This is a genomic window from Thauera aromatica (assembly GCF_023093595.1).
Classification (GTDB): Bacteria; Pseudomonadota; Gammaproteobacteria; order Burkholderiales; family Rhodocyclaceae; genus Thauera; species Thauera aromatica_A.
Map to the genome: position 1 here is coordinate 37994 of NZ_JALLIK010000110.1, position 15651 is coordinate 53644.

Consider the following 15651-nt stretch of genomic DNA (forward strand, 5'->3'; position numbering starts at 1 on the left):
TGCGACGCGCGCGATTTTCAGCGCGCCGGTTCGGCAATGAAGATTTCCACCCGCCGGTTCATCGCCCGGCCGCTGGCGGTCGCGTTGTCGGCGATCGGCTGGCGCGAGCCGCGGCCGTCAATCGCGATGCGCTGCGCCGCCACCCCGCGCATCACCAGATAGTCGCGGGTCGCGGCGGCGCGATTGACCGACAGCGGATCGTTGATCGCATCCGAGCCGGTGCTGTCGGTGTGGCCGATGATCGTCACCGTGGTGACCGGGTGCTGGTTCAGGCTGGTGGCGAGGCGGTCGAGCACCGGGCGCATGTTGGGCTTGATGTCGTAGCGCCCGGTATCGAAGGAAATGTCGCTCGGGATGTCGACCTTGAGCTGGTTGTCGGCGGTCTGGCTGACGCCAACGCCGGTGCCGGCGGTCGCCTGCTCCATCGCCGCCTTCTGCTCCTGCATGCGCTGCGACCACAGGTAGCCGCCCGCCGCGCCGATCGCGGCGCCGACCGCGGCCCCGGTCGCGGTGCTCTTGGACTTGTCGCCGCCGGCGGTGGCGCGACCGATGATCGCCCCGGTCACCGCGCCGATCCCCGCACCGATGCCGGTGTCGCGCTGGGTCTCGCTCATGTTGGCGCAGCCGGACAGGCCACCGATCGCCAGAGTGAGGGCGGAAAGGGAAAGGACGAGCTTGTTCATGTTGTTTGCCTCCGTTGGATTGCGGGTTCGGGAATTATCGCCGGGTGGCGCTTCCACTCTAGCCCACCGGAGTGCAACAGGACATGACAACGGCGGACGGCGGCGACTCGCCGGACGCGGCCGCGCTTGGCTGCACTCAACCGCGCAGGGCGTGGAACAGCGCGTAGCCGGCCCAGGTCATCAGCACCGAACCGGCGACATGGATCAGCAGATGGAGGCCGAACCAGCCGAGGGCGCCGCGCTGCAGGAGGTGAAAAGCCTCCGCGGAGAAGGTCGAAAAAGTCGTCAACCCGCCCAGCAGGCCGGTCGTCAGCAGCAGCCTCAGGGCCGGCGCCATGGTCGGCCATGCCTGCACCGCCCCCAGGGCAAAACCCATCAGCAGCCCGCCCACCAGATTCGCCGCCAGTGTGCCGAGCGGGACGAGGGCAAAGGCCGGGTTGAGCCAGACGCCCAGACCCCAGCGCAGCCACGCGCCGCAGGCCGCACCCAGGCCCACGGCGGCAAATGCTGCGACATTCATCGTTCTGCTCCCGCCATCTGTTCCGCTCCACCTTCACCTCCGACCAGGTGAAGGGTCCGCGTCGGGAACGCGATCTCGGCCCCGTGCGCAGCCACGATACCGGCCACCTTCAACATGACGTCCTGCTTGATCTGGTGGAAGCGCACCCATGCGGTCGTCCGGGTGAAGGTGTAGATCATGATGTCGAGCGAGGAAGGGCCGAACTGGTTGAGATTGACGATCAGGGTCTGGCTCTGATCGATTTCTTCATGGCTGCGCAGCATCGCCCGGATGTCCTCGACGATCGCCGCCACCTTTCCGGCGTCATCGTAGCGCACGCCGACGACTTCGTTGATGCGTCGGTTGGTCATGCGCGAAGGGTTCTCCACGGTGATCTGGGTGAACACCGAGTTGGGCACGTACAGCGGGCGCTTGTCGAAGGTACGGATGCGCGTCAGCCGCCAGCCGATCTCCTCCACCGTGCCCTCGATCTGCTTGTCGGGGGAGCGCACCCAGTCGCCGACGGCAAAAGGGCGATCGAGATACACCATCAGCCCGCCGAAAAAGTTGGCGAGCAGATCCTTTGCTGCGAAGCCGACCGCGATGCCGCCGATGCCGCCGAAGGCGAGCACGCCGGAAATCGAAAAACCCAGGCTTTGCAGCGCGACCAGCACCGCGGTAATGATCACCGACACCCGCAGCAGCTTGCCGATCGCGTCGACCGTAGTGCGGTCGATCGATTCGCCCCGGCGCTGCCGCTGAATCATCACCGCATCCTCGACATTGCCGATGAAGCGCACCAGGAACCACGCCATGCAGGCGATCACGCCCACGGTGCGGAGCGGATCGATCGCCTCGAACAGGGCAGCTTCGGTCTCCGTCTGCACGATACGCGCGGCGAATGCGAGGCCAATGACCCACGCCACCACGGTGAGCGGCTTGCGCGCAGCCGAAACCAGCGCGAAGTCCCACGGGGTCGGAGTGTTGCGGGTACGTGCTTCGAGTTTTGCCAGCATGCGGCGCAAGAAAAAGTTGGCGACGACGACCGCCAGTACGACGAGGAAGAGCTGCAGGATCAGCGTCAACGTGTGGTCGCCGCCGGTCAGGCGGGAAAGCGGCCGTTCGAGCCAGGCAAAAGCTTCGGTCTCGGGCATTGGAACCCTTGTGGAGTCGGACAAGCCTCGATTCTAGCGGCCGACGCCCCGGGGCCGCTCATGGATTGCCCGTACCCTGGGCGTCACCTGCGGCACGCAAGATGCATCGTCGGGATCGGCTACAATCGGATCCATCGAAAACCGGTCGCTACCCGGCCCCCTCCCTTATCCCCAGCCGATGAAACCCGCAAAGAACTCCGCCGCCCCGCTCGTCGACGCCCCCGTCGTCTCCAACTTCATCCGCAACCTCATCGACGAAGACAATCGCACCGGCAAATGGGGCGGCCGCGTCGAGACGCGCTTTCCGCCCGAGCCCAACGGCTACCTGCACTACGGCCACGCCAAGTCGATCTGCCTGAACTTCAGCCTGGCCCAGGCCTACGGCGGCGTCTGCCACCTGCGCTTCGACGACACCAACCCGGAGAAGGAAGAGCAGGAATACGTCGATGCGATCGTCGAGGCGGTGCACTGGCTCGGCTTCGAGTGGGGGGCGCATCTGTACTTCGCCTCCGACTACTTCGACACCATGTACGCCTGCGCGCAGAGCCTGATCGAGGCCGGCAAGGCCTATGTCGATTCGCAGTCGGCCGAAGAGATGCGCGCCAACCGCGGCACCCTCACCGAGCCGGGCAAGGACAGCCCGTACCGCAACCGCAGCGTGGCCGAGAACCTCGACCTGTTCGCGCGCATGCGCGCCGGCGAGTTCGCCGAAGGCACGCACATCCTGCGCGCCAGGATCGACATGGCGAGCGCCAACATCAACCTGCGCGACCCGGCGATCTACCGCATCCGCCACGCCACCCACCACCGCACCGGCGACGCCTGGCACATCTACCCGATGTACACCTTCGCCCACCCGATCGAGGACGCGATCGAGAACATCACCCATTCCATCTGCACGCTCGAGTTCGAGGACCAGCGCCCGTTCTACGACTGGCTGCTCGATGCGCTCGCCAGCGCCGGCCGCTTCCCGCGCCCGCTGCCGCAGCAGATCGAGTTCGCCCGGCTGAACCTCACCTACGTCGTGCTCTCCAAGCGCAAGCTGATCCAGCTGGTGAACGACGGCCACGTCGACGGCTGGGACGACCCGCGCCTGCCGACGCTCGCCGGCGCGCGCCGGCGCGGCTTCACGCCGGCGGGTTTCCGCCGCTTCGCCGAGCGCATCGGCGTCTCCAAGGCGGATTCGTGGATCGACATGAGCGTGCTCGAAGAATGCATGCGCGACGACCTCAACGAGGCCGCCGAGCGCCGCGTCGCCGTGCTCGATCCGTTGAAGCTCGTCCTCACCAACTACACCGAAGGCGCCTCCGAACTGTGCCAGGCGCCCAACCACCCGCTCAAGCCCGAGCTCGGCAAGCGCGACATGCCCTTCGCGCGCGAGCTGTGGATCGAGCGCGAGGATTTCATGGAAGCGCCGGTCAAGGGCTTCCACCGCCTCTACCCGGGCAACCGGGTGCGCCTGCGCTACGGCTTCGTGGTCGAATGCACCGGCTGCGAGAAGGATGCCGCCGGCAACATCACCGCGGTGCTCGCCGAATACCTGCCCGATTCCAAATCCGGCACTCCCGGCGCCGACAACTACAAGGTCAAGGGCAACCTGCACTGGGTCTCGGCCGCGCACGCCTACCAGGCCAAAGTGCGCCTCTACGACCGCCTCTTCGCCCACCCCCACCCCGGCCAGCGCCGCGAGGGCGACGCACCGGACGCCGAGCGCGACTTCATCGACGACCTCAACCCGGACAGCAAGCGCGTGATCACCGCCTACCTCGAACCGGCACTGAAGGATGCGCAGGCCGAGGACCACTTCCAGTTCGAACGCCACGGCTACTTCGTCGCCGACCGCGCCGACTCACGCCCCGGCGCCCCGGTGTTCAACCGCACCGTGACGCTGAAGGATTCGTGGGCGAAGGGCGGGAAGTGACACCACGCTGACAGGAGAGCGAGCATGGCCAGTGCCGACCGTACAACCGACCCGATCGTCGCCTCGCTCGCCTGCCTGCGCGGCCGTCTGCCTCCGGGTAGCCGGGTAATCGTGTTCGGCTCGCAAGCGCGCGGAGACGCCCGCGCAGACAGCGATCTCGACCTCCTGGTGATCGAGCCCGAAGTACGCAACCGCTTCGATGAAATGGCCCGCCTCGGTGCCCTGCTCGGCCGCCAATTGATTCCTGCCGATGTCGTCGTGATGAGCGACGAAGCGTTCGAGCAGGAACGCGCTCAACCGAACACGCTCGCCTGGCGGGCCGTTCACGAGGGCCGGATCCATGAGTTCCCCCGCTGAGTTCGCGCTCGGGCTACTGCGCAGGGCCCGCGACGATGCCTACGTGGTTGTTCAACTCGTGCCCGACCATGCCGCACCGGACTGGGTCATCGGATTCCACGCCCAGCAAGCCGCCGAGAAGGCCCTCAAGGCCGTTCTCGCCAGCGCCAATGTCGTATTCCCAAGAACGCACAACATCGCGATGCTTCTCGCCCTGCTCCGGCAGAATGGAATCCAGCCGCCGAAGCAGAGCACCCTCCTCGAAAGGCTGACTCCCTTCGGTGTTGCAGCCCGATACGACAGCGAACTGGACCAGAGCTTTACCCTCGATCGAGCGCTCACACAGACAGAAATCATCGCAGTACTCGAGTGGAGTGAAGCCGTACTGACGGGCGTAAGCAAACCTGAAGCGGAGTCGCCATGAGTGTTCCCAAGTACCACGAACTGATGCGCCCCCTGCTCGACCTGATCGCCGATGGGCGTGCGCGCAATCTGCGCGAAGCATCGCAAGAGCTTGCGGAACGGCTGGCGCTGACCGACGAGGACCTCGCAGAAATCCTTCCCAGCGGACACTCCAGATATTTGAACAGGGTTGGCTGGGCAAAGAGCGACCTCAACAAGACCGGACTCATCGAAAGCTGTGGCCGTGGACTGTTCCGGATCTCGGAAAAAGGCTGCGCAGCCCTACCTGACCTGCCCTTCCAGCTCGATCGGAAGTATTTCGAGACTCGCGGCATGGGCAGCTGGAAAGCCGTCGCCTCTCCCGATCCCGATGCACCAGGAATCTCCCTCGGGGCCGAACCCGACGAAACCTTGACTCCCGAAGAGCAGATCGACGAAACCCTGGCGGAAATCCAGGAAGCACTGGAGCAGGAAGTCCTCACCCAGCTTCGGTCGATCAACCCAGCGAGCTTCGAGCGCTTCGTCGTGCGTCTTCTCGCCGCAATGGGTTACGGCGTCGGCGAAGTGACCGGGCGCTCCGGCGACGGAGGCATCGACGGCGTGATCTACGAGGATCGTCTCAAGCTCGATCGGATCTATCTGCAGGCAAAACGTTGGGCGGACGCCCCGGTAGGCGGCCCGGACATCAACGGGTTCCTCGGTGCGCTGGCGAAGCACGGTGCAAACCGTGGAGTCTTCGTGACGACCAGTCGATTCACCCAGGATGCGAGGCGCGCGGTCGAGTTGCCGCACTTGCGACTGGTTCTGATCGATGGCGAAGAGCTTGCCCGACTCGCGGTCGAGCATAACGTCGGCGTCTCGCTCAAGCGCAGGATCGAGCTGAAGCGTCTGGACAGCGACTTCTTCGACGATCTTTAAGCTCATCCTCGTGATGAAGACGCTGCCCCGCATTCTCCTTCTCGCCCTGCTTGCCGGACTGATCGCCACCGGCATCTGGTGGTTTACCCGGCCCCAACCGGTCGAAGTGGTGGTGCACGAAGTCGCGCGCGGCACGGTCGAGGCGACGCTGACCAATACCCGGGCGGGCGAGGTGGAAGCCTGCCAGCGGGCGAAGATGGCGACCATCGCCGGTGGGCGGATCGATTACCTGGGGGTCAGGGAAGGCGACCGGGTCGAGGCCGGGCAGGTGCTGATGCGACTGTGGCATGGCGATCTCGACGCCCGTCTGGCGGTGAACCGGGCGCAGCTCGCCACCGCACAGCAGCGCGCACGGGAAGCGTGCACCGTGGCCGACAACGCCGAGCGCGAAGCGGCACGCCAGACGGCGCTGGCCGGGCGCGGCTTCGTCTCCACCAGCGCCGAGGAAAAGGCCCGCACCGAGGCGCACGCGCGCCGCACCGCCTGCGACACCGCGCGCGCCGACACCGACACCGCCGCGGCGCAGCTCGCCGCCACCACCACCGAGCGCCAGCGCCTGGTGCTGGTGGCGCCCTTCGCCGGCACGGTGGCGCAGATTTCCGGCGAGCTGGGCGAGATCTCCACGCCCTCCCCGCCCGGCGTGCCGACGCCGCCGGCGATCGACCTCATCGACGACGCCTGCCTGTACGTAAAGGCGCCGATGGACGAGATCGACGCGCCCAGGATCGAACCCGGCCTGCCGGTGCGGATCACGCTCGAGGCGATCCCCGGCAAGGTCTTCGAAGGCCGCGTGCGGCGCGTCGCGCCCTACATCACCGCGGTCGAAAAGCAGGCGCGCACGGTCGCGGTGGATGTGGACTTCGCCGACCCGGCCGCAGCGCGCGGTCTGCTCGTCGGCTACAGCACCGACGTCGAGATCGTGCTCGCGACCCGCACCGACACCTTGCGCATTCCCACCGCCGCGCTGCGCGAAGGCAGCACCGTGCTGGTCGCGGAGGGCGGCATCCTCACCGAACGCCGCCTCAAGACCGGCATCGCCAACTGGGAATACACCGAGGTGCTCGAGGGCCTCGTCGCCGGCGAACGCATCGTCACTTCGCTGGAGCGCGAAGGCGTGGTCGCGGGAGCCGCGGTGACGGTGCGGCAGGACCCGGCGGCGCCCTGAACCCGGACGCGCCGGCGCGCTGCGGAAAACCTCATGGCCCAGATCGAACTCGACGGCATCGACCGCAGCTTCCAGCTCGGCGACAGCGAAGTGCACGCCCTGCGCGAGGTCTCGTTGCGCATCGACGCCGGCGAATACGCCGCGGTGATGGGGCCGTCGGGCTCGGGCAAGTCCACCCTGCTCAACCTGCTCGGCCTGCTCGACCGCCCCAACCGCGGCCATTACCGCCTCGAAGGTCGCGACGTCACCACCTTGTCGGCCGACGAGCAGGCGGCGGTGCGGCGCGCGCGCATCGGTTTCGTGTTCCAGAGCTTTCACCTCGTGCCGCGCCTGACCGCAGCCGAGAATATCGGCTTGCCGCTGATGCTGGCCGGCGTCCCCGCGGCCGCGCGGGCGCCGCGCGTGGCGCAGGCACTGCGCGACTTCGGCCTCGAAGAGCGCGCCGGCCACCGCCCCGAAGAGCTCTCCGGCGGCCAGCGCCAGCGCGTCGCGATCGCCCGCGCCACCATCATGCGCCCGGCGATGCTGCTCGCCGACGAGCCGACCGGCAACCTCGACCGTGCCACCGGCCAGGAAGTGACCGCCCTGCTCGAGGCGCTCAACGCCGCCGGTACCACGCTGATCGTCGTCACCCACGACCCGGTGATGGGCGCGCGCGCGCGGCGCCGGATCCTGATGGAGGACGGCGCCATCGCGCAGGATCTGCGTACGGAGGGGGGTGCGTGACCGCGTCCGCCGGCCGGCTCCAAGGCGCCCCATGAGCCCGGCCGACACGCTGCGCTTCGCCACCCGCGCCGCCACCGCCTACCCGCTGCGCACCGCGCTGATGATGCTGGCGATGTCGATCGGGGTCGCCGCGGTGGTGGTGCTGACCGCGCTCGGCGACGGCGCACGGCGCTACGTCGTCAACGAGTTCGCCGCGCTCGGCGCCAACCTGCTGATCGTGCTGCCCGGGCGCACCGAGACCGGCGGCGTCAATCCCGGCAGTTTCGTCGCCAGTACGCCGCGCGAGCTCACCAACGACGACGCCGCCGCCCTCCTGCGCCTGGCGCTGGTGCAGCGGGTGGCGCCGCTGGCGGTCGGCAACAGCGAAGTGGCCGCCGCCGGACGACTGCGCGAAGTGATGGTGGTGGGCACCAGCGCAGACTTCCTCGTGCTGCGCGGCCTGCGCATCAGCCAGGGCAGCTTCCTGCCGCGCGAGGACTTCGGCCGCGCCTCGGCGGTCGCGGTGATCGGCGACACCATCCGCCGCGAACTGTTCGGCAACCAGGGCGCGCTCGGGCGCATGATCCGCATCGGCGACCACCGCCTGCGCGTGGTCGGCGTGCTCGCCCCGGCCGGGCGCGGGCTGGGGATGACGACCGACGAGCTGGTCCTGGTGCCGGTCGCCACCGCACAGGCGATGTTCGACACCAACAGTCTGTTCCGCATCTTCGTCGAGGCCCGCAGCCGCGACGCCCTGCCCGCCGCCCAGCGTCAGATCGAGGAACTGCTGCGCGCCCGCCGCGAAGGCGAGCTCGACATCACCGTCATCACCCAGGACGCGGTGCTCGGCACCTTCGACCGCATCCTCGGCGCCCTGACCCTGGCGGTGGCGGGCATCGCCGCGATCAGCCTGGCGGTGGCCGGGATCCTGGTGATGAACGTGATGCTGGTCGCCGTCACCCAGCGCACCACCGAGATCGGCCTGATGAAAGCGCTCGGCGCGGGCACGGCGACGATCCGCGCCGCCTTCCTGGCCGAGGCCGCGCTGCTGTCGCTGGCCGGTGCGCTCACCGGCTTCGCCCTCGGTCACGCCGGCGCCTGGGGGGTGCGCCTGGCGTGGCCGGTGCTGCCCGCCTGGCCGCCGGATTGGGCGGTGCTCGCCGCGCTCGCCACCGCGCTCGGCACCGGCATCCTGTTCGGCACCCTGCCCGCGCGCCGCGCCGCCCGCCTCGACCCGGTGCAGGCCTTGTCCAGGCGTTGACCTCGATGCGCTGGCAAGACACCCTCCACCTCGCCCTGCGCGCACTGAGCGCACACCGGCTGCGCAGCTTCCTGACCCTGCTCGGGATTGCGGTCGGGATCGCCGCGGTGATCCTGCTGACTTCGATCGGCGAGGGCCTGCACCGCTTCGTGCTCGCCGAATTCAGCCAGTTCGGCACCAACGTCATCAGCCTCACGCCGGGCCGCCAGGGCGCGCGCGGCGGCCCGCCGGGGCTACCCTCGACCGCACGCGAGCTGACCCTGGACGATGCCGCGGCGCTCGCCCGCCTGCCCCGGGTGCGCCACCTCAGCGCCTCGGTCAGCGGCAACGCCGAAGTCCGCGCCCGCGGCCGCGTGCGCCGCACCACGGTGCTCGGGGTCGGCCCGCAGATGCAGCAGGTCTACGCCATCCACGTCGTCGTCGGCCAGTTCCTGCCGCCCGACGACGACGCCCATGCCCGCCCCTTCGTGGTCCTCGGCGCCAAGCTCAAGCGCGAGCTGTTCGGTGCCGGCAATGCGCTCGGCGAGCGCGTGCAGATCGGTGCCGAGCGCTTCCGCGTGATCGGCATCATGGAAGAAAAAGGCCAGTTCCTCGGCGTCGACCTCGACGACGCCGCCTACATTCCGGTGGCGCGCGGCCTGGCGCTGTTCAAGCGCGACGGGGTGATGGAGATCGCTCTCACCTACGACGAGGGGCTGGCCGCGGCCGCAGTCGCCGACGACGTCCGGGCGCTGATGAGCGCGCGCCACGGGCGCGAGGACTTCACCCTGATCACCCAGGAGGACATGCTCGCCACCCTATCCAACATCCTCGGCATCCTCACCGCCGCGGTCGGTGCGCTGGGTGGGATCTCGCTGCTCGTGGGTGCGGTCGGGATCGTCACCATCATGACAATCGCGGTGTCCGAGCGCACCAACGAGATCGGCCTGCTGGTCGCTCTCGGTGCGCGCCGGCGCACCATCCTCGTGTTGTTCCTGGGCGAGGCGGTGGTGCTCGCGGCGGCCGGCGGCATCCTCGGCCTGGTGCTCGGCGCCGGCCTGGCGCAGGCCGCCGCGCTGCTGCTGCCGGCGCTGCCAGTCGCCACACCGTGGCATTTCGTCGCCGCCGCCGAACTGCTCGCGGTGCTGATCGGACTGGCCGCGGGGGTCCTGCCGGCGCGCAGGGCCGCGCGGCTGAACGCAGTGGAGGCGTTGCGCGCCGAGTGAGCGCCGCCGCAGGACGCGGAGCCCGGGAGAACATTGATTTCAATCAATCCCGGCTCCGATCCCGCGGCAGGAAACCTGCCCGAGTCTAGACTTGAAAAAAGGTTGTGGCATCGCTCACGATCCAGCGCACTGCATCACCGTTCAAGGAGATCATCATGAGCATTTTCGACGCCCCGATCGGCCGCTGTGAAGTCATCCACGAAATGGTGCTGCTCGATGAAACCCGCCGCGAATGCGCCTGCGAACACGGCTGCCCGCCCGGGCAGGCCTGCCCGCTCGCGCACTGCTTTGCCCGGCGCAGCGGTTTGTACGAGCCGCATCCCGAGTTCAAGGCCCTGATCCACCGGCACGCGCCGCACGCCGTGCACTGAACGCGAAGGCGCTTCCGGCCAGGGCGCCCTCGGAACCTCGAAGCGAGGGGGGCGGTCTGTTTTCCACGATCAGAATAACAAGCGCCCGCTGCGCACCGTTCGGGGAGATCGCTTGCATGCAGCACACGAAGGCGGTGCCATGTTCGCGAGCCTAGGCCTCATCGCCTGCGCGATGCTGCTCGCGCCGCTGCTCGCGCGCGCCTTCGACGAGCGCGCCGGATGGTTGCTGGCCCTGGCGCCGCTGGCGGTGTTCGGCCATTTCCTCTCCCTCGTGCCCGAAATCGCCCACGGCGGTGCCCTCACCGAAACCCTGGCCTGGGTGCCCGCGCTCGAGATCGGGCTCGCCTTCCGCCTCGACGGCCTGTCCCTGCTCTTCGCGCTGCTGATCAGCGGCATCGGCACCCTCATCGTGCTGTACACCGGCGCCTACCTGTCCGACCACCACCACCTCGGGCGCTTCTACGCCTATCTGCTCGGCTTCATGGCGGCGATGCTCGGCCTGGTGCTGGCCGACGACCTGATCGCGATGTTCGTGTTCTGGGAGCTGACCAGCGTCACTTCCTTCCTGCTCATCGCCTTCCAGCACGACCAGGCGGCGTCGCGCCGCGCGGCGCTGCAGGCGCTGCTGATCACCGGCGGCGGCGGCCTGGCCCTGCTCACCGGGCTGATCCTGCTCGGCAGCGCGGGCGGCAGCTGGCAGTTCTCGGGGCTGGCAGCCGGGGCCATCGCCGATCATGCGCTCTACCCGGCGATCCTCACCCTGGTGCTGATCGGCGCGTTCACCAAGTCGGCGCAGCTGCCCTTCCACCTCTGGCTGCCGAACGCGATGGCGGCGCCGACGCCGGTGTCGGCCTATCTGCACTCGGCGACGATGGTGAAGGCCGGCGTGTATCTGCTCGCCCGCCTCAACCCCGCGCTCGGCGGCTCGGCGAGCTGGAGCACGATCCTGATCACCGTCGGTGCCGCCACCGCGCTCGTCGGCGCGGTGCTGGCGCTCCGCCAGACCGACCTCAAGCGCGTGCTCGCCTACACCACGGTGACCGTGCTCGGCCAGCTCACCATGCTGCTCGGCACCAACACCCACTACGGCCTGCAGGCCTTCGCCATCTACCTGGTGGCGCACGCCTTCTACAAGGCGGCGCTGTTCATGGCGGTGGGCGCCATCGACCATGCCACCGGCACGCGCCAGATCGCCCTGCTCGGCGGGCTGATCCGGCACATGCCGCTGACCGGCTTCGCGGTGGCGCTGGCGGCGTTCTCCAACGCCGGGCTGCCGCCCTTCTTCGGCTTCATCGCCAAGGAGTTCACCTACGCCGGCCTGATCGAGCTCGGACCCGCAGGCTGGATCACCACCGCGGTGATGATCGTGACCAACGCCCTGCTGCTGACCGCCGCGGGTCTCGTCTTCGTGCGCAGCTTCCTCGGCAGGGAGGGGCGCTACCCGCACGAGCCGCACGAGGTGAGCGTGCCGATGTGGATCGGGCCGATGCTGCTGGCGGTCGGCGGCTTCGTGTTCGGCGCCTTCAACAATCTGGCCGAAGTGTGGCTGATCGATGCCGCGGTGCAGGCGGTGTCGCGCACCACGGTACCGGTGAATCTCTACCTGTGGAGCGGCTTCACCCCGGCCCTGCTCGCCAGCCTGCTCACGGTGGCGCTCGGGGTCTTGTTCTACCTCCAGCGCACCCGGCTGCGGCGCCGCCTGGCGCGGTGGCGGGTGCGGTGGCGGGTGAGCGGCGACAGGATCTGGGACCGCCTGCTCAAGCGCGTGTTCGCGTTCGCCACGCAGGTGGCCGACCGTTTCCAGCACGGCTCGCTGCGCCAGCACATCAGCGCGCTGGTGCTGGCGATCACCGGCTTCGCGCTGATCGGGCTGGTGGCCTCGAGCGCAGACGACCTGCTGTGGCCGGAGGTGGCCAGTCCGGTGAACGTCGCCGCCCTGCTCGGCTGTGTGCTCGCGGTGGCGGGTGCCGCCGCCGCCGCGACGATGCCCGGTCGGGTCGCGCTGGTCGCCACCCTGGGGGCGAGCGGCCTCGGCCTGGCGCTGGTCTTTCTCGCCGCGCGCGCCCCGGACGTGGCGATCACCCAGCTGATGGTCGAGACGCTCACCGTGGTCTTCCTCGCCCAGGTACTGCGCCGGCTGCCGCCGACGCGCCAGGTGGGCTCGCGCAAGCCGGCGGCGCGGCGCTTCCACGCCCTCGTCGCCATCGTCATCGGCACCGTGGTCACCGCGATGATGCTGATCACGGTGAGCCAGCCGCTGCCCGGCAACATCGCCCAGTGGTACCTCGACCACAGCCTGGCCGCGGGCCAGGGCGCAAATGTGGTGAACGTGATCCTGGTGGACTTCCGCGCCCTCGACACCCTGGGCGAGATCCTCGTCGTCGCCCTTGCCGGGCTGGCCGCCGCCCCCCTGCTTGGCGGCGGCAGGCGACACCGGCACGCCGCCAAGCGCATCGGAAACGGCCCCCGCGACGAGCACCCCGGGGGCGCGGGCGAAGGCAGCGCCGATTTCGCTTCGGTGCTGCTGCGCCAGGGCATCCTGCCGCTGTCCGCCCTGCTCGCCCTGATCGCGCTGGTGCGGCTGTGGCGCGGCCACAACCTGCCCGGCGGCGGCTTCATCGGCGCTCTGGTGGCGGCCTGCGCGGCGGTGCTGCTGGCGCTGGCCTTCGGCGTCGATCGGGCACGCGCGGCGCTGCGCCTGCCGCCGCTGGCGCTGCTGGCGATCGGGCTGGCAGTGGCCGTCGGCGCGGGCCTGATCGGCCTGCTGCAGGGCCAGGCCTTCCTTGCCGGGCGGTGGATCTTCCCCGCCGGGCTGGCGCTCGGCACGCCGCTGCTGTTCGACCTCGGGGTGTTCCTCACCGTGCTCGGCGCGGTGCTGCACATGCTGTTCCGTCTGCTGGCGCGGGAAACCTGATGAAACTACCCCCACGCTCACTGCGTTCGCGGAGGGTCCGCTTTGCACAGCCGACCCGTTCGGCAGGCACGGCGCGGTGCGCCGCGAAATCCCTGCCTCACCCCCCCAAGGGGGTGTCAGTACGCTTGAGGCGGCTCGGCGCATACTGAAGTGGAAATCATCCTCTCCATCACCGTCGGCCTGCTGGTCGCGATCGGCACCTGGATGCTGCTCGACCGCGGGCTGCTGCGCGTGGTACTCGGCATCGTGGTGCTGGGCAACGGCGTGAATCTGGCGGTATTCACCGCCGGCCGCATCGACGGCCGCGCCGCCGCCTTCGTCACCGAGGCCGGCGCCCCGGCGCTCGCCGCCAACCCCCTGCCGCAGGCACTGGTGCTGACCGCGATCGTGATCGGTTTCGCCCTGTTCGTGTTCGCCCTCGCGGTGCTCAAGCGCAGCTGGGAGCTGCACGACCACCTCGAGACCGACCGCATCACCGCGGTGGCCGAGGAGCCGGCGCCGGATCGGCCTGCCGCCGCCCCTGCCCCCACTCCGGCCGCGGCGACCGCACGCCCGGCCGTACGCACTTGCGCATTGGCGCAGCCCGGCGCCGCGCGGGCGGGCAACACGGACGGGGGCCACGCATGAACACACTGATCGTCGCCCCGCTGCTGATCCCGCTTGCCACCCTGGTGCTGACCCTGCTCGCGCGCCGGTCGCCACGCGCGGTGAGCGCGCTCAGTCTCGCCGGCGCGCTCGCGCTTGCCGCGGCCGGGCTGGTGCTGGTCGGGCTCGCCGCGCAGGGGCAGATCCTCGCCACCCAGGCCGGCGGCTGGGCGGCGCCTTACGGCATCACCCTGGTCATCGACCGTCTGTCCGCAGTGATGGTCGCGATCACCGGCATCGTCGGCGCTGCGGTGATCGCCTTCGCCCTCGCCCGCGACGACGATCCGGCCCGCGGGCGCAATTTCCATCCGCTGGTGCACGGCCTGCTGGTGGGGGTGTGCGGCGCCTTCGTCACCGGCGACGTGTTCAACCTCTACGTCTGGTTCGAGGTGCTGCTGGCCGGCTCCTTCGCCCTGCTGGTGCTCGGCGGCGGCAAGCGCCGGCTGGCGGGGACGGTGGTGTATATGGTGCTGAACCTGGTGGCGACGCTGATGTTCCTACTCGCCGCCGGGATGCTCTACGGCGCCAGCGGCAGCCTCAACATGGCGCTGCTGGCGCAGGCCTTCGCCGCCGACGAGGTGCCGGCAAGCGCGCACGCCGCGGTAGTGCTGATGCTCACCGCGTTCTCGATCAAGGCCGCATTGTTCCCGGTGTTCGGCTGGCTGCCGGCGTCCTACCACGTCGCCTGGCCCCCGGTGTCGGCACTGTTCGCCGGGCTGCTGACCAAGGTCGGGGTGTATGCGCTGATCCGCAGCGTCACCCTGTTCTGGCCCGAACCGGGGATCGTCCACGAGGTGCTGCTGTGGGTGGCGTGCGCGACGATGCTGATCGGCGTGCTCGGCGCCGCGGCCCAGGTCGAGGTGCGGCGCATTCTGTCCTTCCACATCGTCAGCCAGGTCGGCTACATGATCCTCGGCCTCGCGCTGGCGACCCCGCTGGCGCTCGCCGGGGCGATCTTCTACCTGATCCACCACATCGTGGTGAAGGCCAACCTGTTTCTCATCGGCGGCATCGCCGCGCACCTCACCGGTTCAGAGCGGCTCGCGGCGATGGGCGGGCTGTATGCGCGCACGCCCGGGCTGGCGCTGCTGTTCGCGATTCCCGCGCTGTCGCTCGCCGGCATTCCGCCGCTGTCGGGCTTCTGGGCGAAGTTCGCGCTGGTCAGGGCCGCCCTCGACGCCGGCGCCTGGAGCGCGGCGGCGGTGGCGCTGGCGACCGGCCTCCTCACCCTGCTGTCGATGAGCAAGATCTGGAACGAGGCCTTCCTCAAGCCGCATCCGGCCGGGCACGAGGGCGAGCGCAGCGCGGACGGCCTCCGCCCGGCGCGATGGGTGGTCAGCGCGCTTGCGGCGATGACCGTGGCGATCGGTCTCGCTGCCGGGCCGGTGATGGACTACGCGGTGGCTGCGGCCGACCAGCTCGGCGCCCCCGCCGGCTACATCGCCGCGGCCACCGGCGACGGAGGACACTGA

General features: G+C 69.5%; 15 protein-coding genes. 12 read left to right on the plus strand and 3 right to left on the minus strand.

The window, feature by feature from the left end; genetic code table 11:
* Nucleotides 1-17: 17 nt before the first annotated feature.
* The 3 genes from MXC99_RS15705 to MXC99_RS15715 all read right to left on the minus strand — a co-directional run bounded on the left by MXC99_RS15705 (nt 18) and on the right by MXC99_RS15715 (nt 2336).
* A complete protein-coding gene (locus MXC99_RS15705; RefSeq protein ID WP_247726356.1) occupies nt 18-683 on the minus strand; it encodes an OmpA family protein in 666 nt (221 codons plus the stop codon).
* A 136-nt stretch (nt 684-819) separates the two neighbouring features.
* Nucleotides 820-1203 (minus strand): fluoride efflux transporter CrcB, encoded by a 384-nt coding sequence (gene crcB / locus MXC99_RS15710; protein WP_247726357.1) that lies wholly within the window; start codon nt 1201-1203, stop codon nt 820-822.
* On the minus strand, nt 1200-2336 hold the full coding sequence (locus MXC99_RS15715) for a mechanosensitive ion channel family protein (RefSeq protein ID WP_247726358.1): 1137 nt from the start codon (nt 2334-2336) through the stop codon (nt 1200-1202). Before MXC99_RS15715 ends, crcB begins: the two co-directional genes overlap by 4 nt.
* Before the next feature lie 178 nt (nt 2337-2514).
* Here MXC99_RS15715 and MXC99_RS15720 point away from each other — a divergent pair, with 178 nt between their 5' ends.
* The 12 genes from MXC99_RS15720 to MXC99_RS15775 all read left to right on the plus strand — a co-directional run bounded on the left by MXC99_RS15720 (nt 2515) and on the right by MXC99_RS15775 (nt 15651).
* A complete protein-coding gene (locus MXC99_RS15720; protein WP_247726359.1) occupies nt 2515-4257 on the plus strand; it encodes a glutamine--tRNA ligase/YqeY domain fusion protein in 1743 nt (580 codons plus the stop codon).
* Nucleotides 4258-4281: 24 nt separating this feature from the next.
* Nucleotides 4282-4614, plus strand: coding sequence for a nucleotidyltransferase domain-containing protein (locus tag MXC99_RS15725; RefSeq protein WP_247726360.1), 333 nt, complete (start codon nt 4282-4284; stop codon nt 4612-4614).
* Nucleotides 4598-5017 carry a HEPN domain-containing protein gene (locus tag MXC99_RS15730; RefSeq protein WP_247726361.1) on the plus strand — a complete coding sequence of 140 codons (420 nt, stop codon included), beginning with the start codon at nt 4598-4600 and terminating at the stop codon, nt 5015-5017. Before MXC99_RS15725 ends, MXC99_RS15730 begins: the two co-directional genes overlap by 17 nt.
* Nucleotides 5014-5913, plus strand: coding sequence for a restriction endonuclease (locus MXC99_RS15735; protein WP_247726362.1), 900 nt, complete (start codon nt 5014-5016; stop codon nt 5911-5913). Before MXC99_RS15730 ends, MXC99_RS15735 begins: the two co-directional genes overlap by 4 nt.
* A 13-nt stretch (nt 5914-5926) precedes the next feature.
* Nucleotides 5927-7078: an efflux RND transporter periplasmic adaptor subunit gene (locus MXC99_RS15740; protein ID WP_247726363.1), complete on the plus strand. Its 1152-nt coding sequence runs from the start codon at nt 5927-5929 to the stop codon at nt 7076-7078.
* A 33-nt stretch (nt 7079-7111) separates the two neighbouring features.
* Nucleotides 7112-7804, plus strand: a complete 693-nt coding sequence (locus tag MXC99_RS15745) for an ABC transporter ATP-binding protein (protein ID WP_247726364.1) — start codon at nt 7112-7114, stop codon at nt 7802-7804.
* 31 nt (nt 7805-7835) lie between these two features.
* On the plus strand, nt 7836-9044 hold the full coding sequence (locus tag MXC99_RS15750; RefSeq protein WP_247726365.1) for an ABC transporter permease: 1209 nt from the start codon (nt 7836-7838) through the stop codon (nt 9042-9044).
* Nucleotides 9045-9049: 5 nt separating this feature from the next.
* Nucleotides 9050-10249, plus strand: coding sequence for an ABC transporter permease (locus MXC99_RS15755; protein ID WP_247726366.1), 1200 nt, complete (start codon nt 9050-9052; stop codon nt 10247-10249).
* A 155-nt stretch (nt 10250-10404) separates the two neighbouring features.
* Nucleotides 10405-10620 carry a hypothetical protein gene (locus MXC99_RS15760; protein ID WP_247726367.1) on the plus strand — a complete coding sequence of 72 codons (216 nt, stop codon included), beginning with the start codon at nt 10405-10407 and terminating at the stop codon, nt 10618-10620.
* Between the two features lie 139 nt (nt 10621-10759).
* A complete protein-coding gene (mbhE, locus tag MXC99_RS15765) occupies nt 10760-13534 on the plus strand; it encodes a hydrogen gas-evolving membrane-bound hydrogenase subunit E (RefSeq protein ID WP_247726368.1) in 2775 nt (924 codons plus the stop codon).
* A 150-nt stretch (nt 13535-13684) separates the two neighbouring features.
* Nucleotides 13685-14161, plus strand: coding sequence for a sodium:proton antiporter (locus MXC99_RS15770; protein WP_247726369.1), 477 nt, complete (start codon nt 13685-13687; stop codon nt 14159-14161).
* Nucleotides 14158-15651: a proton-conducting transporter membrane subunit gene (locus tag MXC99_RS15775; protein ID WP_247726370.1), complete on the plus strand. Its 1494-nt coding sequence runs from the start codon at nt 14158-14160 to the stop codon at nt 15649-15651. The genes MXC99_RS15770 and MXC99_RS15775 overlap by 4 nt, the downstream gene beginning before the upstream one ends.